29 protein-coding genes are annotated in these 22,168 nt (G+C 68.1%); 28 read left to right on the forward strand and 1 reads right to left on the reverse strand.

Annotation, left to right across the window (positions count from 1 at the left end; genetic code table 11):
• Positions 1-98 precede the first annotated feature (98 nt).
• The 22 genes from BLU09_RS36365 to BLU09_RS36475 all read left to right on the forward strand — a co-directional run bounded on the left by BLU09_RS36365 (position 99) and on the right by BLU09_RS36475 (position 14,913).
• Positions 99-476, forward strand: a complete 378-nt coding sequence (locus BLU09_RS36365) for a hypothetical protein (protein ID WP_090495739.1) — start codon at positions 99-101, stop codon at positions 474-476.
• Positions 477-600: 124 nt separating this feature from the next.
• Positions 601-2,130 carry a baseplate J/gp47 family protein gene (locus tag BLU09_RS36370; RefSeq protein WP_208610783.1) on the forward strand — a complete coding sequence of 510 codons (1,530 nt, stop codon included), beginning with the start codon at positions 601-603 and terminating at the stop codon, positions 2,128-2,130.
• Position 2,131: 1 nt separating this feature from the next.
• Positions 2,132-2,662, forward strand: coding sequence for a hypothetical protein (locus BLU09_RS36375; RefSeq protein ID WP_090495740.1), 531 nt, complete (start codon positions 2,132-2,134; stop codon positions 2,660-2,662).
• Between the two features lie 7 nt (positions 2,663-2,669).
• Entirely contained in the window at positions 2,670-3,365 is a 696-nt protein-coding gene (locus BLU09_RS36380; protein ID WP_090495741.1) for a hypothetical protein, read from the forward strand.
• Between the two features lie 4 nt (positions 3,366-3,369).
• Positions 3,370-3,765 carry a hypothetical protein gene (locus BLU09_RS36385; protein ID WP_090495742.1) on the forward strand — a complete coding sequence of 132 codons (396 nt, stop codon included), beginning with the start codon at positions 3,370-3,372 and terminating at the stop codon, positions 3,763-3,765.
• Positions 3,766-3,774: 9 nt separating this feature from the next.
• Positions 3,775-5,112, forward strand: coding sequence for a phage tail protein (locus BLU09_RS36390; RefSeq protein WP_090495743.1), 1,338 nt, complete (start codon positions 3,775-3,777; stop codon positions 5,110-5,112).
• Between the two features lie 64 nt (positions 5,113-5,176).
• The gene (locus tag BLU09_RS36395) at positions 5,177-7,087 is read left to right on the forward strand and encodes a hypothetical protein (RefSeq protein ID WP_090495744.1); all 1,911 of its coding nucleotides are present in this window, start codon (positions 5,177-5,179) and stop codon (positions 7,085-7,087) included.
• An 8-nt stretch (positions 7,088-7,095) separates the two neighbouring features.
• Positions 7,096-7,533: a hypothetical protein gene (locus BLU09_RS36400; RefSeq protein WP_090495745.1), complete on the forward strand. Its 438-nt coding sequence runs from the start codon at positions 7,096-7,098 to the stop codon at positions 7,531-7,533.
• A 143-nt stretch (positions 7,534-7,676) separates the two neighbouring features.
• Complete coding sequence (locus BLU09_RS36405) at positions 7,677-7,961, forward strand: hypothetical protein (protein ID WP_090495746.1); 285 nt, start codon at positions 7,677-7,679, stop codon at positions 7,959-7,961.
• A gap of 72 nt (positions 7,962-8,033) precedes the next feature.
• Entirely contained in the window at positions 8,034-8,330 is a 297-nt protein-coding gene (locus tag BLU09_RS36410; RefSeq protein WP_090495747.1) for a hypothetical protein, read from the forward strand.
• A gap of 72 nt (positions 8,331-8,402) precedes the next feature.
• Positions 8,403-8,627: a DUF6900 domain-containing protein gene (locus BLU09_RS36415; RefSeq protein ID WP_090495748.1), complete on the forward strand. Its 225-nt coding sequence runs from the start codon at positions 8,403-8,405 to the stop codon at positions 8,625-8,627.
• 114 nt (positions 8,628-8,741) lie between these two features.
• Positions 8,742-9,359, forward strand: a complete 618-nt coding sequence (locus BLU09_RS36420; protein ID WP_090495749.1) for a DUF2924 domain-containing protein — start codon at positions 8,742-8,744, stop codon at positions 9,357-9,359.
• Positions 9,360-9,367: 8 nt separating this feature from the next.
• Complete coding sequence (locus BLU09_RS36425; protein WP_090495771.1) at positions 9,368-9,730, forward strand: hypothetical protein; 363 nt, start codon at positions 9,368-9,370, stop codon at positions 9,728-9,730.
• A gap of 130 nt (positions 9,731-9,860) precedes the next feature.
• Positions 9,861-10,160 (forward strand): hypothetical protein, encoded by a 300-nt coding sequence (locus BLU09_RS36430; protein WP_090495750.1) that lies wholly within the window; start codon positions 9,861-9,863, stop codon positions 10,158-10,160.
• Positions 10,161-10,230: 70 nt separating this feature from the next.
• On the forward strand, positions 10,231-10,653 hold the full coding sequence (locus BLU09_RS36435; RefSeq protein ID WP_090495751.1) for a hypothetical protein: 423 nt from the start codon (positions 10,231-10,233) through the stop codon (positions 10,651-10,653).
• A gap of 168 nt (positions 10,654-10,821) precedes the next feature.
• Positions 10,822-11,160 (forward strand): hypothetical protein, encoded by a 339-nt coding sequence (locus BLU09_RS36440; protein ID WP_090495752.1) that lies wholly within the window; start codon positions 10,822-10,824, stop codon positions 11,158-11,160.
• An 80-nt stretch (positions 11,161-11,240) separates the two neighbouring features.
• Positions 11,241-11,486, forward strand: a complete 246-nt coding sequence (locus BLU09_RS36445) for a hypothetical protein (protein ID WP_244172346.1) — start codon at positions 11,241-11,243, stop codon at positions 11,484-11,486.
• Between the two features lie 163 nt (positions 11,487-11,649).
• Positions 11,650-11,955 (forward strand): hypothetical protein, encoded by a 306-nt coding sequence (locus BLU09_RS36450; protein ID WP_244172347.1) that lies wholly within the window; start codon positions 11,650-11,652, stop codon positions 11,953-11,955.
• Positions 11,956-12,330: 375 nt separating this feature from the next.
• Positions 12,331-13,305 carry an amidoligase family protein gene (locus BLU09_RS36455; RefSeq protein WP_090495753.1) on the forward strand — a complete coding sequence of 325 codons (975 nt, stop codon included), beginning with the start codon at positions 12,331-12,333 and terminating at the stop codon, positions 13,303-13,305.
• A gap of 545 nt (positions 13,306-13,850) precedes the next feature.
• Positions 13,851-14,291 (forward strand): gamma-glutamylcyclotransferase family protein, encoded by a 441-nt coding sequence (locus tag BLU09_RS36465; protein ID WP_090495755.1) that lies wholly within the window; start codon positions 13,851-13,853, stop codon positions 14,289-14,291.
• Positions 14,288-14,677 carry a gamma-glutamylcyclotransferase family protein gene (locus tag BLU09_RS36470; RefSeq protein WP_090495756.1) on the forward strand — a complete coding sequence of 130 codons (390 nt, stop codon included), beginning with the start codon at positions 14,288-14,290 and terminating at the stop codon, positions 14,675-14,677. Before BLU09_RS36465 ends, BLU09_RS36470 begins: the two co-directional genes overlap by 4 nt.
• Positions 14,678-14,682: 5 nt before the next feature.
• Positions 14,683-14,913, forward strand: a complete 231-nt coding sequence (locus tag BLU09_RS36475; protein ID WP_020478940.1) for a hypothetical protein — start codon at positions 14,683-14,685, stop codon at positions 14,911-14,913.
• Positions 14,914-14,958: 45 nt separating this feature from the next.
• Here the strand turns inward: BLU09_RS36475 and BLU09_RS36480 are convergent, their stop codons facing one another.
• Positions 14,959-15,327 carry a hypothetical protein gene (locus BLU09_RS36480; RefSeq protein WP_090495757.1) on the reverse strand — a complete coding sequence of 123 codons (369 nt, stop codon included), beginning with the start codon at positions 15,325-15,327 and terminating at the stop codon, positions 14,959-14,961.
• A 450-nt stretch (positions 15,328-15,777) separates the two neighbouring features.
• Here BLU09_RS36480 and BLU09_RS36485 point away from each other — a divergent pair, with 450 nt between their 5' ends.
• The 6 genes from BLU09_RS36485 to BLU09_RS36510 all read left to right on the forward strand — a co-directional run bounded on the left by BLU09_RS36485 (position 15,778) and on the right by BLU09_RS36510 (position 22,159).
• Positions 15,778-17,073: a TIGR02270 family protein gene (locus BLU09_RS36485; protein WP_090495758.1), complete on the forward strand. Its 1,296-nt coding sequence runs from the start codon at positions 15,778-15,780 to the stop codon at positions 17,071-17,073.
• Between the two features lie 28 nt (positions 17,074-17,101).
• Positions 17,102-18,106, forward strand: a complete 1,005-nt coding sequence (locus tag BLU09_RS36490) for a DUF2169 family type VI secretion system accessory protein (protein ID WP_090495759.1) — start codon at positions 17,102-17,104, stop codon at positions 18,104-18,106.
• A gap of 1 nt (position 18,107) precedes the next feature.
• A complete protein-coding gene (locus BLU09_RS36495) occupies positions 18,108-19,199 on the forward strand; it encodes a hypothetical protein (protein WP_090495760.1) in 1,092 nt (363 codons plus the stop codon).
• Positions 19,187-20,440, forward strand: a complete 1,254-nt coding sequence (locus BLU09_RS36500; RefSeq protein ID WP_090495761.1) for a DUF4150 domain-containing protein — start codon at positions 19,187-19,189, stop codon at positions 20,438-20,440. The genes BLU09_RS36495 and BLU09_RS36500 overlap by 13 nt, the downstream gene beginning before the upstream one ends.
• A gap of 12 nt (positions 20,441-20,452) precedes the next feature.
• On the forward strand, positions 20,453-21,181 hold the full coding sequence (locus BLU09_RS39675; protein WP_244172348.1) for a hypothetical protein: 729 nt from the start codon (positions 20,453-20,455) through the stop codon (positions 21,179-21,181).
• A gap of 504 nt (positions 21,182-21,685) precedes the next feature.
• Entirely contained in the window at positions 21,686-22,159 is a 474-nt protein-coding gene (locus BLU09_RS36510; protein ID WP_090495762.1) for a cell wall protein, read from the forward strand.
• Positions 22,160-22,168: the final 9 nt, after the last annotated feature.

Raw genomic sequence — 22,168 nt, forward strand, 5'->3', positions numbered from 1 at the left:
CGAAGCGCTAAACCGAGATTCGTGATTCTCGCTCAGGTTGGTTCAGGGCCCTCACTCAGGATACCCACGGGGCTGCGGGACCGGGGTAGCCTTCACGGATGTCCACCATCATCCACATCGTCGTGTACGTGGGCCTCTTCATCGGCATGGCCTTCCTGTTCACGAAGCTCCATGGCCGGGAGAAGAAGTTCCATGAGCAGGTGCGGCTCGAGGGGAAGCGCTACGTCGCCATCATCAAGGACTTCGTCCAGGTGAAGGGAACCACAAACCGGGCCTCGCTCGTGATGAAGCTCGAGACCCCCTCGGGGCCGGTGGGCCAGCGGCTCATCGTCCCCGTCGAGGGGGCCGTGACATGGGACTTCATCACGACGGCCCGAGTGACGGAGCGTCCGGTCTACGTCTGGTGCATCATCGACCCGAACGTCGACCCGGCCGTGCGCCAGTACGGCTTCCTCCTCGAGGAGACGCCTTCCTGAAGAACCGTCTCCCCACTCCACCAGCCCCCGCTCGTTGTCGGCGATCTTCCTGAGCACCTGGGGCAGCCCCAGCTCGCAGTCCCCATGTCCCCTACAGAAGTGAGCCCCAGGCCTTTGTCTCCCGGTGGAGGCCTTCGCCGACGTGCCACTTCTTCCCGCGTCCACCGACTACACCCACCGCGACTTCGACGCCCTGCGCGCGCGCCTCATGGCGCTGACGAAGAGCGTCTTCCCGGACTGGACGGACTTCGACGTCGCCAGCTTCGGCAATGTCCTGCTGGAGATGTACGCTTTCGTTGGCGACGTCCTTGGCAGCTACCAGGACAACCTCGCCCGCGAGTCGCGCCTCTCCACCGCCACCCAGCGCCGCAACGTCATCACCCTGGCACGCATGCTGGGCTACCGGCTTCATGGTGCCCAGGCCGCCACGGCCGAGGTGGAGCTGCGCGTGGCCCAGCCGCCCGCCGCCCCCGTCACCTTCCCCGCCGGCACCGTCGTCCGCACCCAGGAGGTGACGGAGGCCGTCCGCTTCCAGTTGCTGGCACCCGCCACCGTTCCGGCCGGCGCCAACCCGCCGCGAGTCGTCACGGTGGCCGAGCATTCGAAGACGCACACCCAGCTCTTCGACGCCCGCGGCCTCGCCGACTTCGAAGCGCACCTGGACTTCGCCCCCTACCTGGACGGCTCCGCCCGCGTGTCCACCGCCCAGGGTGCCTTCAGCGAGGTGGACACCTTCCTCAACTCCCGCGCCTCCGACGCCCACTTCCTCGTCAGCGTCGACCAGGGGGACAAGGCCACCGTCCGCTTCGGCAACGGCACCAACGGCCTGCCGCCCGCTGGCACCGTGGCGGTGGTGTACAAGACAGGTGGCGGCGCGGACGGCAATGTGGACGCGGGCCGCCTCGTCGTCGTGGAGGGCAGCTTCCGGGACGCCCACGGCCACGCGGTGCAGGTGTCCGTCAACAACCCCGCCCCCGCCTCGGGTGGCGCGGACAGGCAGACGGTGGCCTCGGCCAAGCTGCTCGCCCCCGAGAGCCTCCGGGCCCTGACGCGCACCGTCTCCCGCGAGGACTTTGAAATCAACGCCCGGCGCCTCCCCGGCGTGGCCCGCGCCCTCATGCTGACGTCCAACGAGGACGCCACCATTGCCGAGAATGCCGGCATCCTCTACGTGGTGCCCCAGGGCGGCGGAGTCCCCACGCCAGCCCTCAAGGCCCAGGTGCTGCGGCAGGTGACGGAAGTCTACCCCTGCACCCTCACCTTCCAGGTGGCCGTCCAGGAGCCGGTGTACCGGCGCGTGGACGTCTCCGCCCGCCTCTTCCTGCGCCAGGGCGCTTCGGCCCAGGACGTCGCCGCACGCGTCCGCCAGGCGCTCGCCGCCCACTTCCGCATCAGCGAGCCGGACGGCACGCCCAACCCGCGCATCGACTTCGGCTTCAACCTCAAGGACGCCCAGGGCTTCCCGGCCGGGGAGGTGGCCTGGTCCGACGTCTTCAACGTCATCCGGGATGTGCCCGGCGTCCGGAAGCTGGGCGACGCGCGAATGGACCTGACACTCAACGGCCTGCCCGCGGATGTGAAGCTGACGGTGCGGGAGCTGCCGGTGCTGGGCAGCGTCACCCTCCAGGACGGGGACACCGGAGGGCTCCTCTGACATGGCCCTCCTCAACCCCAGCTTCGAGGACGCGGGCGCCCGGCCCGGCGAGGCAGCGCACTGGACGCTGACGGCGGTGACGCGCCTTGAACTCTTCGCGGGCTTCGGTGTGCCGGAGGAGGCATGCGAGGACTTCGAGCGCTGGTACGTATGGCGCGCCGCCCTCTCCGACGTCCCCGTGGCCCTCGCCTTCTTCTCCGGCCAGCGCGATGGCTTCGAGGACTTCTCCCGAGGTTGGGACAACGACGGCTTCCTCTTCGAGCTGCCGCCCGCGCAGCTCGTCCCACACCGCTTCGAGGGGAGCGTCGTCGAGACGTGGGGCCAGGGGCCCTTCCTCACGGACTGGGCGGACGTCACCGCCGTGCCGGGCCTCTTCAACGACTCGGCGCGGGAGGACTTCGAGCAGCGCTGGCACACCAACGAGTCCTACGCCTGGCGCTGGGAGGACGTGACGGCGCAAGGGGCCCTCTTCAACTCCACGCAGCCCACCGAGGACTTCGACACCGGGTGGCCGCTGGCCGCCACGCAGTGAGGACACCATGGCACTCGCAGACTGGAGCTACCTCAATCAAGGACTCGACATCGCCACCGTGGACAGGGGCGTAACGGCGGGCATTGCCCGTCCCCCAGGCGGCGGCAACTTCCTCTTCGCCTTCAACTCGTTGTCGGCCGCCCAGGGCGCCGTCGCACTCTTCGCCAACCTGCCGGACTTCGCCCCCATGGCCCGGGGCGGGAGCATTCGAGGCTGCATCCAGCGAGGGCCTGGTGGCGGCCCCACCGGCTTCTCCCCTTTCATCTTCCTGTGCGGACAGGGTACCTCCGTCAACGACTCCGCCTACCTCCTGGGTCTCTCCGACGATGAGCCGCACCGGGTGGTGCTCCGCAAGGGGGCGGTGGCCACGGGGCTGCCCGACGCCGACGGCCCCGGAGTCCTCCTGAAGTCCTCGGCCAGTTTCTCCCAGGGCACCTGGCTGCACCTGCGGCTGGACGTCATCGTCAACGCCAACGGCGACGTCGTCCTCAAGGCCTTCCACAATGACCTGGCCCTCCACCCGCTGGGCACGCCTCCTGACTGGCAGCCCGTGCCAGGCATGGCCGACTTCATCGACGACGCCCTCGGCATCAACTCCGGTAGCCAACCCCTCACCTCGGGCCGTGGCGGCTTCGGCTTCGCGGTGCGGGACGTCACGCGCCGGGCCTACTTCGACTCGCTCGAGCTCTCCCGGCAGGTGTGAAGCCATGGCCCTCACTGCCTTCACCAGCCGCCTGGGCCTGGGCCAGGGACGCATTCAGCCCCAGCGGGCCGCGCCCGCCTCGGGCGAGTACCTCTTCGTCCTCGGCGACGAGGAGCCTGGACGTCGCTTCGAGCTGGCCCCCGGGGATTTCGCCGAGGTGACACAAGCGGTGGACGTCACCGGCGTGGACCTGGTCCGCACCGCCTTGCGCCTCCGTGTGCCGCCAGGCGTCCCGGAGGGCCTGGCCTGGGAAGCGTCCCTCGTCGTGGACGGCGTGAAGTACGCCCGCTGCCTCGGGCGCCCCGGCCGCGAGCGCCTCGTCACGGACATGACCGCCAACGTCTCGAAGCTCTCCGGTGTCCGCACGGTGGGCGTCCGCCTGGAGCTCGTCTCCTCGTGAGGTGCCGCCATGGCCACGGTTGAGCTACCCGCCCTCTACGTCGACACCGTCTCCCTCTTCGCCGAGACGCGCCGTCCCCTCCTCCTCAACCGCGCGCCGGGCCCAGGGGAGACGGACGTCCCCATTGACACCACCCTGGAGCTGGAGCTGGTGGACATCGGCACGGACGGCATTGCTCGGGCGGCCACGCGCGTCTGGGTGGACGGCTTCCTCGCCTTCGAAGGCGGGGCTGACATCGAGGTGCAACCCGCCTTTGCGGGGCCTCGGGCGGAGGTGACGCAAACGGCGGACACCCTGCGTGTGGTGCTCCATCCGGCGGTGCCGCTGGTCAGCCAGGCCACCGTCTCCGTCCGCGTCGTCTCCGCGACGGCCGGCGGCGCGCACCTCCTCGACGAGACGTACACTTTCACCGTAGAGGACAGGACAGCGCCCCGTCTCGTGGGCGCCCAGGCCCTGGCGCCGAAGTCGGTGCGCCTCGCCTTCGACGAAGCTGTGCGGGTGCCTCCCACGGCGCGCTTCACCTTCACGGCTCGCGGCGCGCCCGCAGTCCCGGTAGCCGCCATCGAGGCCGCGGCGGACGGCCCCCTCGTCCAGCTCGTTCTCGACACGGAGCTGACGCCGGACGTGGGGTACGAAGTGCGTGTGGAGGGCGTGACGGACACGCACGGCAATCTGGTGCTCGCCCCCTACCACAGAGCCATCTTCGCGGGCTTCCGGCCGGCCAGGCCTCCCTCCCGGCACTTCCAACTCTGGGACATGCTGCCGGGCCACAACCGCCGTGACGACGTGACGGGGGACTTGCACCGCTTCATCTCCTGCCTCCAGGAAGTGACGGACCTGCTGCTCGCCGACTTGGACGCCTTCCCCGACGTCTTCGACTTGGAGCGCGCCCCGGAGGTTTTCCTGGACGCCATCCTCCAGGACTTGGGCAACCCCTTCGCCTTCGAGCTGGACGTCCTCGCCCGGCGCCGCCTGGCCGCCATCCTCGTGGACATGTACCAGCAGAAGGGCACCGCGCTGGGCCTGCGCAACGCCATCCGCTTCTTCCTCGGCATCGAGGTGAGGGCCATCTCTCCCTTCGCCTCGGACACCCTCGTGCTGGGTGAATCCGAGTTGGGCGTGGACTGGGTGCTGGGCCCCTCGGAGCGCTTCGCCCGCTACGCCTTCAACGTCGAGGTGGAGCGTCTTCTCTCGCCCCCGGAGCGCCAGCGCCTGCGCACCCTCGTCGAGTACCTCAAGCCCGCGCACACCCACTTCGTGGACCTGGTGGAGCCCCTGCCGCCCATTCTCCCCGAGCACTGGGAGCTAGGCCTCAGCGAACTGGGCGAGACGACGACGCTGCACTGAACGCCCTGCGACATGTCCCCGATTTCTCGCGCCGTGCCTTTGCCTTCTCCTGGAGGGCAAAGGCATGAGCAACCGGCTGGATTTTTTCTTCAGGCAACGTGTCAGCGAGGCCGAGCTGGACTTGGCCTTCGCGCAGTTGGAGCAGGCGGACCGCAACCTCGCCTCGGACTTGGGCGTCCACGGCGTCATCTCCGGGGCCGTGCCCGCGCCGCACGCGCCCGTGCCCAACCTCTCCGTTGACTTGACGGCCCCGGGCCGCGCCTACGACAACCTCGGCCAGCGCATCTTCTTCGGCACCGGGCAGACGGTGGACTGCGCGGTGGACTTGTCCGGCATCCCCACCGACGTCTCCACCTCCGGCAGCGAGCGGTGGCTGGGCATCTTCCTTCGCTTCACGCGCCTGCTGTCCGAGCCGCGCACGGACGGCAACTCCCAGCAGGTGTACTTCCGCCGCGACGAGTCCTTCGAGCTGGTGGTGCGCCAGGCGCCGGAGGGCCCCGTCGACCAGGCGCCCAAGCCCGCCCTCCAGCCCGACGAGTTGCTGCTGTGTGACGTCCGGCGCCGCCCCGGGCAGACGCAGATTCTCGCCGCGGACTTGGACACCTCCCGCCGCCAGGCCTTCATCTTCGCCAGGGGCACCTCCGTGGCCGTGGAGAGCGGCACCTGGGACGTCCTGAGCCCCAGCTCCGCGACAGTGCAAGCGACGCTGGACGAGGTGGACGCCGAGCTGGCCGGGCACTTCTCCGGCACCACCCGGAGACATGAGGCCAGTGCCGTGGACTACGCGCCCCATGGCTTCATCACCTCCACCACCGTGCAGGAGGCCGTGGACGAAGTCGTGGACAAGCTCTCCTCGGCCGCCGCTGGCACCCCGGGCGCCTCCCGCGTGGGCGCGGACGCGGTGCCCGGTACCCCCAACCTGCTTCCGGCGGGCACCGTGGACGCGCAGCTCTCCTCGCTGCTGGGCTTCATGAATGCCCACCAGGGCGCGGCCACCGGGGCCCACCACGCCAGCGCCATTGGCGCTTCGCCGCACAGCTACGTCAGCGGCACCAGCGTCCAGGCGCAGCTGCAGGAAGTCGTCACCCGCCTGGGGGAGACGACGGCCGGAAGCCCCGGTGCGTCTCGCATTGGAGGAGAGGCGCTGGCCGGGACGCCCCACTCCCTCGCCGCCGGCAACCTGCGGCAGCAGGTGGCCGCGCTGCTGGGCTTCCTCAACGGGCACGTCACCCAGGCCGCAGGGGCCCACGCGGCCTCCGCCGTCTCCGTCGCGGACACGGGAGAGTTCCTCGGTGCAGGTACCGTCGAGGCAGCCCTCGCTGAAATCCTCGCGGCCTTCAGCAGCGGGCACTACCGGAGCAACGAGACGGCGGCAGGCCAGCACAGGGCCATTCTCCAACCCAGGCTGGGCACTGGCCGCGTCCTCCTCCTCGACGCCCTGGGCGTGGGGGGCGCAGCCGCGCGCCTGCGCCTCTACGCCGACGACGACTCGGTGTGGTTCACCCTCAACGCCGCCTGGAATGGCAGCGCCTGGGCCCGGGACACCTCCGGGGCTGCGGCCGGCGGCTTTCGCCTCTCGCGCAACGAGGCGGAGTTCCTCCACGACGCCAGCCTCACCACTACCTTCACCACCTGGACGCGCACGTTGCGGCTCCCCATGAATAGCACCGCCAGCAACACCGCCTTCGAGGTGGCGGGCAGCGTGCGCGAGGTGGGCCGGCTCGGCCTCCAGTACAGCAACAGCGACACCGCCCCGCACGACAACCTGGCCGGCGGCGGCTCGGTGACGTTTCGCAGCCGCTTCCCCACCGCGCCCTCCTCCATCACCCTCTCCCCCTACGCCACCAGCGGAAGCTTCGTCGGCAACCCCACCGTCATGGTGCCGGACAGAGACGGCTTCGCCTTCTACAGCCACCAGACAATCCCCGCGCTTGGGGCCACGTACTGGTTCGGCTCATACACCGCTGTCGCGTGAGGACGCCCATGGCCATTCACGAAGTCACTGCCGAAGACGTGCTGCAGCGCTGCGCCCGGTGCGGCAGCGGCAACCGCCTCGCCCTCGACTCTCTGGAGGTGGGCGTCGCCCGTCGGGAGGACGTGGACGACGGCCTCGTCCAGCTCCCGCCCTGCCCCGCCTGCCGCTCCACCGAGTTTCTCATCCGCGCGGCCGAGGGAGAGTCGGAGCACCCCGCGCCTGGCAGCTTCGGCCACCTGCACCGGCTCCTCGTCGGCCACCTCCACGCGGAGCTCGTTCAGCGCGGGCGCCTACACGCGGTGCTCAAGCCCAAGGGCGACGGTGCAGCCAAGGTGTCGGTGAGTCCGCTGTCGCAGGAAGCCCGAGAGCGCTGGTTTCCACAGGGCCTCCGAATCGCGGTGTCGCCCGAAGAGCAGCCCCACGCCCCGGAAGAGTCCAGTCAATAAGCATACACCGCCAGCAAAACAGAGTTCCCCCTGCGCCGCGTTGCGAGGGGTGTCTCGAATCCCTCCACCTCTGACTTGCTATGTCTCCGAGGCAGAGCGTGTATGTCTTCACGCGCTGCCCACGGCGCGCCAGGGAGACACCCATGGTTATCGGCACCACCACGACATACATCGGCGATGAAATTCCCAGCCTCAAGGGACAGCAGGTCCACATCTTCGCGGTGCTGCCCGGAGGCTTCAGCCCAGAGGCGGACCCCGACGATGCCGGCGACTACATCCGGCTCAACGAAGCGTTGGAGCGCCTCGGCGGTGTCAAGGAGGCCGACTGCCTCGACATCGCCCCCATTCTCCCGGACGGGAAAAGCAGCCTCGACCATTACGACGCCCGCCCCGGCGACCTGGAGTGTTTCGCGCACCTGCGCAGATAGCGACTTGCATTACGCCCGGGGCAGAGCGTGTATGTCTTCACGCGCTGCCCACGGCGCGCCAGGGAGACACCCATGATTATCGGCACTGACACCACCTACCTCGGCAACGAAATCCCCGGCCTCCAGGGGCAGAAGGTCCGCATCTTCGCCGTGTTACACGGCGGCACCCGCCCTGACGCCGACCCGGACGCAGACGACTACTACGCGGACACGGACGAGAAGCTGGCGCGCCTCGGGGGCGTCACGGCCGAGGACCGCATCGACGCGGCCCCCATTCGCCCGGACGGCACTACCTCCTTCGTGCATGTCGACCCACGCGCCATCGACTTGGAGTGCTTCGCGCACCTGCGCAATCCCAGCGCACAATGACTTGCCATACGCGCAGAACAGAGCGTGTATGCCTCACGCGCGCCGCCCAAAGGCGCACGGAAGGATGAAACAATGACACCCCGCAAGCCCCGCACCGCCAGCTCCGCGAAGCCTGCCCGGGCGCCCGAGGAAACCCTCGAACGCATCGCGCGCGAAGCGCTCAACATTGAAACACTGAAGACACGCAAGAGCGACAGCCTCGACTTCCATGACGTGCCGGTGTGGCGCCTGAAGGAGGCTCTCGAAGCCGCCTATCAGGCCGGCCTGAGCGCCGCCAGCAACGCCCGCAGCAAGTAGAGCCTCCTCTCACCAACCATGCCCCGCCCAGCGGGGCGCCAGCGCATGAGGGCCGCCGGGCCGCCCTTGTGAATGGCAAACGTGTACCCACGGCCCGGAAAGGAAAACACCACCATGCCCCGCACCACCGCCCCGAAGACGAAGAAGCTGGAGTCCATGAACCTGACGGAGCTGCGCGCCCGCTTCCGCGAAGTGGTGGGCGAGGAGACGCGCAGCCCGAACAAGACGCACCTCATCCGCCGCATCGAGGAGGCCCTCGCCGCGAAGAAGCGGCGCAGCCCCACCCGCCGGGCGACGGCCGCCGCCCCCAGCGCGCCTCCGGCGCCCGCCGCACCGACCGCCACCCCGGCCGCAGGCGCGCAGCCTACCCAAGGGCGTGGACGCTTCGCCGGGCTGAGTGTCCAGGAGTTGCAAGCAAAGTACCTCGAGGTCGTCGGACGGCCGACGGGCAGCACCAACGTCGACTACCTCCAGTGGAAGATTCGAGAGGCGGAGGCTGGACGAATCAACGTAGGCCCGCGTCCCGAGCGCGAGGTGAAGGTGCGTGAGGACGGCAAGCGCGTCATCCCCCTCTCCCTCGACACCGAAGCCCTGGCAGCCCTGGACAAGGCCTGGCGTGACGCGGGCCTGCCGAGTCGGACCCGCTTCTTCATGCGCGCGGTGCACCGGGAACTCACGGCCATGGGCGCCACCGAGGCCGCCGAGCACTTCGCTCCGGACGAGAACGAGTGAGGATTGCCATGGCGACAAAGGAACAAGCCACCGACGCCCTCGTGTCGGTGGCACTTCGCAAGGCGCTCTCCGGCGCCCGTGTGGAAGTGAAGCTGGCCCTCCCCGAAGGCGGCGCCGAACTGCAGCCCGAAGTCGAAGTCACATTTCCCCAGCGCACCTCCGCACGCCAGCGCAACGCGGCCCTCCTGCTCCTTGCCGCCCAGGTGGAGCTACGCACCCCGGCGCAGGAGCACTGGCTCGTCGAGTCGGCGGTGCTCGACAGCGGACTCACAGGCCGCGTCCACCTGCTGTTACTCGGGGACGGCGGCCCTCGGCCGACTCGTGACGAGGCAGAGCGCGGGCTGCAAGTCCTGCACAGGGCCCTCCGCTGACATGAACATGCGGGCGGTAGCGCGAGCTGCCGCCTCAGCCCAACCCTCCTCTCATGGAGCGTCCTTGCGCGCTCTCGTTGGTGCCCGCAGCACCTCCCGCCATCCACCACCGAACAACACGGAAAGCCCCATGTCACATCAATCCGAAGAGATGGACGCTCTCTTTCGCCTCCACAAGCACATCGCGTGCAACACCGCCATGAGCATCGACGCGCGCGCTGGGTACCTCATGGCCGTCGTCCGGGTCGACCCTCGCATCTCCTATGTCCTCGACCTCGAGACGGACAGCGCGCTGCTGGCCCTGATGCAGGAGCGGTTGGCGGCCGAGGACAGCCAGCGCGTCACCGTCCACCCGGTCGCGGCCCAGAGCTTCGAGGTGTCCGCGAAGGAGATGAGCCGCGCGGACCTCAACTCCACCAGCAACGAGTAGTCCTCCACCAGCAACCAAGCGCGCGGCGGGCCCTCTCGCTCGCCGCGTGCCACCTCACCCGGCTCACGACATGAAGACAAACCGCATCATCTCCGTCCCGCAGACACTCGGGCTCGGCGTGCCCAACCGCCGCGCGGCCCTGCTCTCCGAAATCGAAGCGCACCTCCCCCACCCCATTCGCCCCGGCGACTACCGTGTGACGATTGAGCGGCTGGAGAGCCCGAGCGACGTCCCTGTCTTCGTGGACGTCGAGGGGGCCCTGTTTCGATTCCCCAACCAGCGAGCCTGGGCCCGGCTCCTCCGCCACTGGGTGCGCAGACGACATCAGGGCGTCCCCACTGGGCTGCTGAGCCGCCTGGCGGAACGAGTCCCCATCATCCACACCTGCCTGCCGCGGCTGGTGGACTGGAGCGCCGGAGACGCCCAAGCCGCCCTGAACGAGCTGAACCCCACGGCCGCTCGGGAGCGCCCGCAGCGCCCGGGACAAGGGTGACATCCCTCACACCACCCGAGGGCGCAAGAGAAAGAAGTCTCACCAAAGACATCCCCAGACATCACCACCAAGGCACCAGAGAGGACTTGCTACACCCGCCAACCAGAGCGTGTATGCCTTTCGCGACGGGCAACGAAGCGCCGCGCAAAACTCACAGGAACGCACGTCATGACCACCTCCCCCAAGCCCCTCCACCTTGTCCACATGACGGTGGTTGACTTCCAGAACACCACCCTGCGCATCGACCTCGCCACGAGCCGGTACGGCACGCCTCAACCGCAGTTGGACGTCATCCTCCCGCGCGGCTCCACCCACCGGCATCTGAGCGCGACGCTCCACGCCTTGTCAGCCGACCTGGAGCTACGCACGCCCCCGAATGAGCGATGGATTGTGCAGAGCGAGCGCCTCCTGGAGCCGAACCACGGCCGCATCTACCTGGAGCTGTCCGAGGGGGACCACGCCGAGGCCATGTGCGGAATGATGCTCCTCAGCACCCTGATGGGCTGAGCGGAAGGGACAGGGGCCCCCGCGCCGCAGGACCGCGCGGGTGCCCCGCCACACCAACAGCCGCAGCCCCCGGAGGCCACATGCCGCACACCGATGAAGACGTTGATGACCTCTTCTTCCTGTACCGCCAAGTCGCAAGCAATACAGCCCTGAGCATTGACGCGCGCGCCGGCTACCTGACGGCCGTGGTCCGCATGGACAGGCAGATTTCCAATAGCCTCGACTACCAATCGGACGAGACGCTCGTCGCCCTCTTCCGGGAGCGACTGGTGGCCGAGGACAGCCAGCGCGCCATTTCCCGCCCGGCCGCCGAGAAGTCCTCCTGAGACAGACGCCCCGTATCAGCCCCGCCTCGGGCTGCGCGGCAGGAGCAACGGGAGCCCAGGCGTTGGCGTCGCCCCGCGAACTCAACTTGCATTACATCCCCACAAGAGCGCGTATGTCTTTCGCAACGGGCAACACCCTGCCCTACGAAACGCGAGGACTACAATGGATGCGACGAGCCAACAGGCAATGATGGTGGGACAGCGCACCGCGCGCGACGGGGCTCCCCAGCCGTACATCGAGGTGCGCTTCCCGAGGGGCACAAGCCAGCGCATACTGAACGCAGCGCTCCATCGCCTCTACGCCAACGTCGAGATGGCAACCCCGGAGAAAGAGCGCTGGAATGTGCACATCGAGATGCGCCCCGACATCCTCATCTACTCCGGGGGGTGCGTGTACTTGGAGCTTGCAGAGGGCACTCCAGAGGAAGCCGAGCGCGCGACGGCGATGCTCAAAGACCTCGTGAGCTGAGCCCGCCGGAGGCTCTCGTCAGGCGCCGCGCGGAGCGCGCGCCCGCCAGCAGCCCGGCCCCGGTGGGAGGCCCCTCCGGCTGAGCTTGCGGGCGGGGCGGAGGAATCCGGTCCGGGAGTGTATCCCCCTCCCGACGCCGGGCTATCGAGGCAATCACACACACTGAAATTCCGCCGACCGCCCTAATTCAGGCGGGCTTGCCGCGCCAGCCCTGCAGACCGCCGCCGTGCAACCTCGCGAATTCTCGCGGATATTCCAGACACAGGAATCCGCACCACAAGGCATCGAAGTGGACTTGCTTCATTCGCACACAAGAGCGTGTATGTGTTTCGCGACGGGCGCCACAGCCCCGCGCGAATGCGAGAGGCAAACCCCATGAAGACGCTCCGGTTTGGAATTGAGATTGAGACGGTTGGCGCCACCCGCCAGAAGCTGGCCTACGCGATTCAGAGCGCGGTGGGTGGGCACGCCTCCGGCGACTACCGGGGTTGGCAGGTGACGGACGCCCAGGGCCGCATCTGGAAGGTGGTGTCGGACGCCTCGCTGAGCGGGGGCGAGCGCAGCGGCGAAATCGTCTCCCCCATCCTCACCTACCAGGACCTGGACGCCTTGCAGCAGGTGGTGCGCGCCGCGCGCGAGGCCGGCGCACGCTCCGACGCCTCCACCGGCATCCACATCCACGTCGACGGCAGCCGCTTCGACGCGAAGGGCGTCACCAACCTCGTGAAGATGGTGCACAAGCAGGAGCGCCTCCTGGAGACGGCCCTCGGGGTGAGCGCGGCGCGACTGAGCCGCTACTGCAAGCCCATCGACGGGGCCTTCCTCCAGCGACTGGAGGCGCGACGCCCGCGCACCCTCCAGGACGTGAATGAGGCTTGGTACGGGCGCCGCAACAGCATGCCCAACCGCTACGACTCGAGCCGCTACCACGGCCTCAACCTCAACAGCCTCTTCTTCCGGGGCACGATTGAATTCCGGTACTTCAACGGCTCGGTGCACGCAGGCGAGGTGAAGGCCTACGTCCAACTGGTGTTGGCCCTCGCCGCCCGGGCCCTGGCCTCGAAGGCCGCCTCCAGCAAGCGCCGCGACTTCAACCCCGCCACCGCCAAGTACGACTTCCGGGTGTTCCTCTTGCACCTGGGCCTCATCGGCGAGGAGTTCAAGACGGCCCGGCTCCACCTCCTCAAGAAGCTGGAGGGCAGCGCCGCCTGGAAGGGGCAGCGCCGCGACCGGCGCGGCTCGGGCGGGGGCGAGGACGGCTCGCCCGGCAACGAGGCCACGGAGGGCGCGCAGGGCGGCGCTGGGGGCGCGCAGGGCGGCGCGCCCGCCGAAGCCATGGCCGCCGCATGAAAGGGCCTTCGCGGGCGCCAGGGCCCCCTGGCGCCGCCCGCGTTCGCGCCAGGAGACTCCCCAGGAGAGAATCCGGGCCCGCCCCTCTCGCCTCGCGGGCCCCTCAAACAGCGCTTGCTTCAATGCCGAACCAGAGCGTGTATGTCTTTATCGAAGGGCGGGTGCCCCTCGCCAATACAAGAGACGCACCAATGAAAGCATACGGAATCAACCGAAAAGACCGGAGCATCTGCCGATGGGGCTGCTGCCCATCGCACGGCAGGTACCCCACAAAAAGCTACTGCGGACGTCTTTCACGGAAGGTCCACGTCCGTGGCACCCGGCTCGCACACCGGCGCGCCCGGGCCCAGGCGAGGGCGGCCCTCTTCAACGAGAGGCGCAACGCCTCGCGCAGCGACAACGAGAAGTAGGCCCCGCCGCGCTGGGCGACGAACCCAACCCAGTACGCCTCTCCACCACGGAGGCACCGCGCCAGAGCCCTGCGGGTGCCCTGGCTGGCAATGACAACGGCGGGCCGCGCGCCCGTCCTCCACCGGAGAATCCACATGCTCTACTTCGCCTACGGCTCCAACCTCGACAGGGCCCAGATGCGCGCGCGCTGCCCCGGCGCCACCGTCGAGGCCCGGGCCACGCTTCCCAGCCACACCCTGGTGTTTCGCGGGTTCAGCCACCGCTGGGGCGGCGCCGTCGCCAGCCTCCAGCGCGTGCGCGGCGCCAGCGTCGAGGGGCTGCTGTACCGACTCACCCCCGAGGACTTGCGCGCCCTCGACGCCTTCGAGGGGCACCCATTCGCATACCAGCGCGTCACCCGGCTGGTGACGGACAGGGCCGGCCTCCGCCGCCGCGCGCTGGTGTACCTGCAGCCCGAGGCAAGCATCGAGTCCTGGCCGCCCGCTGTCCGCTACTTCCGCGTCCTCTGGCACGCCTACGGACGCCTGGGCTTCAACCGCGCAGTGCTCGCGGACGCCCTGGGAGGTGCGGCGTGAAGCGCGATTCAACCTCGACGCGCGTCTTCGTCTACGGGACGCTGCTGTCCGGCGAGCCCAACCACCGACTCCTGCGCGGCGCACGCCTCATCGGCCCGGCGCGGACGCGGCCCCGCTTCACCCTCCATGACTACGGCCCCTTCCCCGCCCTCGCCTCCGGTGGCAAACACGCCGTCGAGGGCGAAGTGTACGAAGTCGACGCGCCGATGCTGGCGGCGCTCGACAGGCTCGAGAGCCACCCGCGCTTCTACCGACGCACGCCCATTACCCTCGACGACGTCGGCCGCGTCGAGGCATACCTGTTCCCCAAGGTGCGGCTCTCTGGCCGCCCCATCATCGAGTCCGGTTGCTGGCGTCGACACCTACAGGAGAGGAAGCCATGGTAATCGTCATGCGCGACGGGCGTGTCCTTCAGGGCACTGCCGTCCAAATCGTGAAGGGAATGCAGGACATCGCCTTCGGCGTGGAGCGCTTGTCCCTGGGCGAGTACATCGACTGGGTGGTAGGCAATGCCCAGCGTTTCGAGTCCGTTGCGCTGCGCGTCCAGGGTGAGACCGACGAGGAGAAGGCCGCCTCGCTGGTGGACGAGATGCTGCGCGAGGGCTTGGCAACGAAGGGGTAAGGGCGCGCCCGCCAGGCGCGCTCACCCATACGGCGAAGGGCGGCTTCAGCCGCGCGCCGTAGCGGCTCCGCTTCGCAGGAAGCGCTCAGCAGCCACAGGCCGAGCCCGCCGCTTACGGCGCGTGCCTCGCCACTTCTCGGCCACCTGGCCACCGTGTGCAGCGACGTGGCCTTCAGCCAGGAGGCCCACCGTGGCGCGAACCTCGCCGGCACCACACGCCTCCACCGGCACCAGGGCTTCACGGGCGCCCAGCATCTGCAACGCCGCGGCCTCCGCCAGTCGGTACTCGGCTTTCGCCTCGGCCAGCCGCGTCCGCGCTTCGGGACTTCCGTCCAACCTCGCGTGCGCCCGCTGCAGATCCACCTCTGCCCGCCCCAGGCGCTCCGCGAGCGCCCGCCGCTTCTTCATGCTCATGGCCGAGGGTGGAAAGCAGGTGGCATGCCGCGCCTCCACGGACGCCTCTTCCCTCGAGGCACGGTGAGCGCCGGCTTGGTGCCCCCGTCTCTCGACACGCACTCCCCAGTCCGAACCGGAAGACGCCAGCCCCAGCGACTCACGGGCTGCAGCGTTGACGATATTGGCCGTGAATCGTCCCTCCCCGAAGGACGATGTCACTGAGCGGCTCTGCTCCAATCAGGCAGCGCCGCCGCCAGCTTCGTTCACAGGCTGACGGTGGCTGGACGTATCGGGTTTAGCGCGCTTTGTCTCGGCCGCGCGTTTTCAACTTAATGCTCGCCACTGCTACTGCATTTGTAGCAATGGCACTCACGCGCCGACTGCAAGCGAGGCCGGAAGGCCTTCGCGTATTCATCTGAGCCCTTGCAGCCACGCGTAGCGGAATCCAGAGGGGGGGAAGAAGACATCATGCTGTTGGTAGACGTGCTGGAGGAGCATCTCGACGAAGCGGAGTTCCGGTGGCTGCAGTGGGAGAATGCGCTGGGGGCGCCAGACTTCTCACTGACTGAGACTGCGAGACTTGAGGAACTTCTCCTCGCGCATCTGGACGGCCTGGTGGTTGGCGCGTCTACCGCTGTCGAAGCCGTTCTGCGCCCCGCATTTGAAACAGAAGACGCCTTTCGCATCTCCGCGGCGGCCTACGCGCTGCTGGCCCTCGGTGAGGTGGATGAAGTCCTGCTGCGGCTGCGTGAGGCCGAGCCCGAAGCGCGTGCTGCTATTCGACGGGCCCTGGAGCTCAGCGAGGCACCAGGACTGGGCGCACGCCTGCTCGACTTGTTGAAGCGAGAGGACACCGCGCTGCAGGCAGCAGTGCTGGAGGCGCTGTCCATTCGGCAGGAAGCACCGCCGGAAGTGTTGGCGCACTTCTTCACCCACGACGAGCCACGGGCCCGGGTAGCAGCCCTTCGTGCCGCCCTGCCCTTCCCACAAGGCGCAGCGCGGACGCTGCTTCCAAGCCTGCTGGACTCCTCCCACCCGGGCATTCGTGCGGCGGCGATAGAGGCAGGGGTGGCTTCCGGTGTGAGGCAAGCCTGGGAAACGTGCCGCACCGCCGTGCGCGTCCGGGACTCCCACAGCCTTGACGCCATGGTGCTGCTCGCCATGGGCGGCGGCGAGGTGGACGTTGCCTTGCTGCTGGCGGTGTTGGACGTGGAGAGACTCCGGCCCCATGCCCTTTGGGCCCTGGGCTTCAGCGGCTGGGTGGCAGCCATGGAGGCGTGCCGCGCCTGGCTGGAAGTACCCAGCGTTGCACAACTGGCCGGGGAGGCATTTGCCGCCATGACGGGTTTGCGACTGGAGGGGCCCTACGCCCTGCCTCCAGGCGAGAGGCCCGAGGACGTCCCACCGCCGCCGGAACTCGAAGAGGACTTGGACGCAGACTTGGTGCCCAAGCCCGAAGACGACTTGCCGTGGCCGAACGTGACCGCCGTCAGGGACTGGTGGGGCGCAGAGAAGAAGCGCTTCGTGAAGGACACGCGGTACCTCCTGGGCCGGCCCTTCAGCGGCAGCGGCTTGGTGGAGGCCCTTGAAACCAGTCCCATGCGCCGCCGCCACGTCCTGGCCCGCGAATTAGCCCTGCGGAGCCAGGGCACGCTGACGGTGCGCACTCGGGCCTTCACACACGTCCAGCGCGCGGAGCAAGCCAAGGCCCGGGCCTCCAACTCCCGAATCCGCACGCAGCCCTTCGACAGCGGCCTGCGCTGACGACGCCCCCCACGCCTCGTCACCAACCATGTGGGCACTTCAAAATAAGACACCCTACGCGGCCGAGCGGACGTGGGTCCGCGACAAGGACGGCCACCACCACTGGGTCATCGCGCTCAAGGCTACCTTCGACGTCGACGACGCGGGCCACCTCCGCCCAGCCGACGCGCAGGAGCCTCCACTGCCCGAGCCCGTCTATTGGGGAGAGGCGGGCCACTCCAGCTTGCGCTACGAGGCCGAGCTCGTCGCTCCCAAGCCCCACACAGACGTCCTCGTCAACGCGTGCGCCCATGCACCCGGCGGACGGCCCGCGCCCAGCGTCGAGGTGGCCGTCCGCATCCACGACGTGGACAAGATGCTCGTGGTGCATGGGGAGCGCTACTACACGCGCGGCCTGGCGGGCGTGAAGCCCTCGTCCCCCAAGCCCTTTGTCACCCAGCCCATTCTCTACGAGTGGGCCTGGGGCGGTACCGACACGCGCGACGCGGACGCGCGCAAGCACGTCAGTGACTCGCGCAACCCGGTGGGGCGCGGGGTGGCCAGCACCGAGGCGCGCCTGGTGGACCAGCCCGCCCACCGCATCGAATACCTGCGGGGCAACCCGGCGAAGGCTGGGCCGGCCGGCTTCGGCCCCGTCGCCAGCTACTGGTCGCCACGGCTCGAGCTGGCAGGCACCTTCGACGAAGCGTGGCGGAAGACGCGACACCCGCTGCTGCCGCGAGACTTCAATGAGCGCTTCGCCCTCTGCGCCCCTGATGACCAGCGGCCCTCACGCCGCCTCGTGGGTGGAGAGAAGGTAGCCCTGGTGCACCTCACGCCGAAGGGCTCGCTCCACTTCAGGTTGCCGCACCTGCGTTTCGGCTTCGACACCTACTTCGGCGCCGTCCGGCACTTCCATGAGGCCACCCTGGGCACCGTCGTCATCGAGCCCGAGGAGAAGAAGGTGCGCATGGTTTTCCAAACGGGCTTGAGCGTCGGCCCCCGGGACGTCGACCGCCTCGACTTCACAGCCATTACGGAAAGGACGGACTGACATGAGCGCTGAGGCGGTACTCGTAGCGTCGGGAGCACGTGCCCCGGTGGGGACGACAGCGGAGAGCGTCGCAGCGGCGGTGCGTGCGGGCATCAGCCGTGTGCGACTCCTCCAGGTGCCGGAGCTCGGGCGCCAGGCGGACTCCTTCATCGCGAGGGACGGACTGCTGGACGCGAAGGAATGGTGTGGTGTGACGCGCATGGCTGCGGTTGGGGCCTCGGCGTTGGAAGAAGTCCTCGCCAAGCTGACACCCGCCCTTCCCCCGAGGAGTCTCGACGTGCCGGTGCTGGTGGGACTGCCCGAGGAGCGTCCGGGCTGGAAGGCAGCGGATGCCTCGCGAGTCGCCGCGTCCCTCTCGGCCCTCGGTAGTGCGCGCCTGAACCTCCAGGTGGAGCCGCGGTTGATGGGCCATGCCTCGGCGCTGGAGGGGCTACGAGACGCCGTGACTCGGCTTGGCCGCACCTCTCGCTGCCCACTGGTGATTGTGGGAGGCATCGACAGCTACCACGACGTCCAGACGCTGGCCTGGCTTCGCGAGCGGAGCCAGTGGCTTGAAGAAGGGGCGCGGGCGGGCTTCGCTCCCGGCGAGGCCGCGGCCTTCGTCGCGGTGATGTCCGCGCCCGACGCGCGCCGGTGGAGACTGGCGCCCCACGCCACGGTGCGTACCGTCGCCACGGCCCATGAGACGAAGCGCATCCACACCGATGACCTCAACCTCGGCGAGGGGCTGACGGCCGCCGTGGGCGAGACACTCGCGCCACTCGAAGGCACGAGCGAGACGGTGGCGGCCATTCACAGCGACCTCAATGGCGAGCGCTACCGCTCCGAGGAGTGGGGCTTCGTCGCCCTGCGGCTGGGGGCCTCGTTCCGCGACGCCTCCGCCGTCCACACACCCGTGAGCAGCTGCGGCGAAGTGGGCGCCGCCACGGGAGCGATGAACCTCGTCCTCTGCGCGCAGGCCTGGCAGCGCCGGTACGCGAGCGGCCCTCGTGCGCTACTCTGGGGCAGTTCGGAAGCCGGGTTGCGCGCCGCCGCACTGCTGGAAGAGCCACTTTCCGGAAGTGAAGAAGGAGCGAGACCATGGCCAAGGTAACAGTCAACTTCCCGAGGACGCCCGTCACCAAGGGCAGCTCGGGCATCGCCGCAGCCACGCTGCCCAACGTCTGCAAAATGCCCGGCCCGCCGGCTCCCTTCGTGCCCACGCCCCTGCCCAACATCGGCAACAGCGGCGACGCCCCCGAGGGGTACTCGAAGACAGTCACCATCAACGGGCACCCCGTCGCCATTGCCGGCGCCAGCTTCGGGAGCAAGGGGGACATGGCCAGCAAGGGGACGGGCGGCGGGCTCATCTCCAGCAACACCCACGGGTCGACGAAGTTCATTGGCCCCGGCTCGATGAACGTCAAATTCGAGGGGCGGAATGTGCAGTTGCTGGGCGACCCCATGCTCAACAACTGCGGCCCCTCTGGCGGCCCGGCGAATGCCGCCACCATGACGGGCATCATGCAGGCATCCGGTGTGATGACTGTCATCTATGGCGACGACGTCCCGTGCTCGCTCTGCGGGAAGGAACACCCGTTGGGGGCAGGCGAAGCGACACAGAAGGCGATTGCAACGCTGTTCAAGCGGCTCCAAGCGGCTCTCGACAAGCAGAAGCAGCAGATTCTCGAGTACGCCGAGTTGGACAAAGAGGAGTACACAAAGAGGTCGGCGCTCGCACAGTTGAAGAAGCTCAACACACCGGAACGACGAACGGCAGGGAAAGGCCTAAGACCAGAGCAGAGGGCAGAATTAGAAAGGCTGCCGGGCGAACTCGCAGCCCTGAGGGCCAAACTCGCCCCCCTAAGGGACTTCTTCAAGAACAAGGCTGTGCTTCGCTACACCCCAAACACCAATTCATACACCAAGGGCTACATGATTGGCGCCATGGTATGCACATGCGCGACCAAGAAGCTCGTGGCCTGTTCAGGCCATGCGCCACCAGGCTTTTGGCCGGCCGTAAAAGCCGCGGAGTTTGAGTGTGTAAATTCTCGCGTCGGAGCAGGGGCCCTAGAAGAGAAATGGATGTGTGCCGCCAAGCAGATCATGGAGAACCACGGGGGACACAAGCCCAAACACCTTGCCGAGCGACTATTTTACCCCATAGTCGAGGGCATCAAGCTCGAAAGGGGTCCGAAGATCAAATTCAAGATTCGAGAAGAAGACATAAACACCAAGAAGCTTTCTGAACCCAAGGAGCGCGAGCAGGTATTCAAGCATGGCGAAGATGTGCCGTCGTGCTCAGAGTGCCAAGAAAAACTCCCTGCCATGTACTGCAAGACAATCTGCAAATAGCCAGGAGCCCCAATGAAACCATTTGTTGAATTTGTCGAAAAATACCGCCCAGGCTTTTCTGAAAAAATCACTCCGGCGGATTGGGTCGACATATCAATGCTGGAGGAAGACGCGGGCCCTCTCCCAGGGGCCTACCGTCGCTTCCTGGAGACAATGGGAGCGAGCATGGGCGACCTTGAGATTGCCGATGCCCACTTCTCCATTCACAGCACTCTCGGCGTATACCGCACCATGTCCTGGCTGCAGGACAGCCGCTACATCTTCCTTGCAGGAGACAACGGGCTTGCAAGCTGGCATTGGTTCCTTGATCGCTCAAGCCCTCACGGGACTGACGACTGCTTGGTCGTCAATCGACTATTGGACGAGAACTATCCTCCAGAGGGTAGTCACCCTATGTACGTGGGGCTGGAGGAGTTCCTCTACTACGAAGCCTTCAAGGAGCTTCGCCTGTCACAACTACCCTTCCGGCGAAAGTTCTCGTCACCGGATGACGCTGCTGCCGCAGCTCGCTACCGGGCCGATGTGGTGACTGCGCTCGCCGAGGAGAAGGGCTTCAGGCGGCTCCCTCCTGTCGAGCACTGCGCGCTGTACGAGCGAGGAGACGCAGCTCTGCTGCTCTACCGACATCCGACGCAGCCCACCTTCTCATTCATCCTGGGCTGCGAGGACTCGGCGGAGATGGAGCGACTGGCCCAGGATTTCGAGACACGAACGGGGCTGAAGAGCGTCATCACGCGGTAGGCAAAGCCAGGATGTCTTAGCCCTCGTCGAGAAGTACGGGACATGCTCGGTGCCGACCGACGAGGCCGTGACGAACAGCAAAGTGGTGGAGTTCGTCCGCGGGGCCACTGCAAGAGTGTGCAGGTGGAAGGCATCCTCAAGAGGTGCGCTCCTGCGGCTGTCACATCCCGTGTGCAAGTGCGTGCACCGCTATCGACTACGCCGCTGCCCTGGGGAATGGTAATCGTCTCCCAGCGTTGCTTTGTCGCCGCGTCCACAACGGCGCCGTCGGCGCATCCGGTGCAACGCATTTTACATATGCCTAAATCCCATCGTCTTCGCGAATTGCAGTCTTTCCACCACCCGAAGCAGGGCCTTTCTGGCCGCGCTCTTCCAGCGCAACTCCTTGAGTCCGAGTTTCGGGCGGCCATTCGAGCGGAGGTTGCCGGCCCTGTCGCTGCGCTCACCGCAGCGCTGAGTCGCATTGCGCGGCGGTTGTCCGGGGAGCCGCAGCCTGTCCAGGCCATGCGCACGGCGAGCCCCGCGCGACCGACAGAGACTTCCCAGCCCGTCCGTGCGAAACCACCGCCGGCAGCCGCGCCCACGGCCCGGGCCTGTGCCGTCATCGGCTGCAAGCGCCCCCACCGCAGCCAGGGCTACTGCGCCGCCCACTACCAGAAGCGGCGCCTCATGATGGCCACGGGCCGCCTGCACGCCTCGTGGGTGGAGGACGCCGCGCCCCACAGCATCCCTGAAGTCATTCTCCCGCGCGGGCGCAGGCCCAAGGCCGACGCCGCGCCAGCCACGCCGGCCCCGACCGCCCCCCCTTCCCCACGCATGTGGGTGCGGAAGAAGGGGGCAGCAGGCGTGGACGGCGCCTCCGGCCAAGGGGCGCCAACGCCTGCCGGGCAGCCGCCCCTCGCCTCGGAGCGCGAGCGCGCCACGGCCACCGCCCAGCGCTGGGCCAGCGAGTTCCGCTCGCGGACGCGGCGCGCCTGAAGCCCTCCC

The sequence above is a fragment of the Myxococcus virescens genome (assembly GCF_900101905.1).
Classification (GTDB): Bacteria; Myxococcota; Myxococcia; order Myxococcales; family Myxococcaceae; genus Myxococcus; species Myxococcus virescens.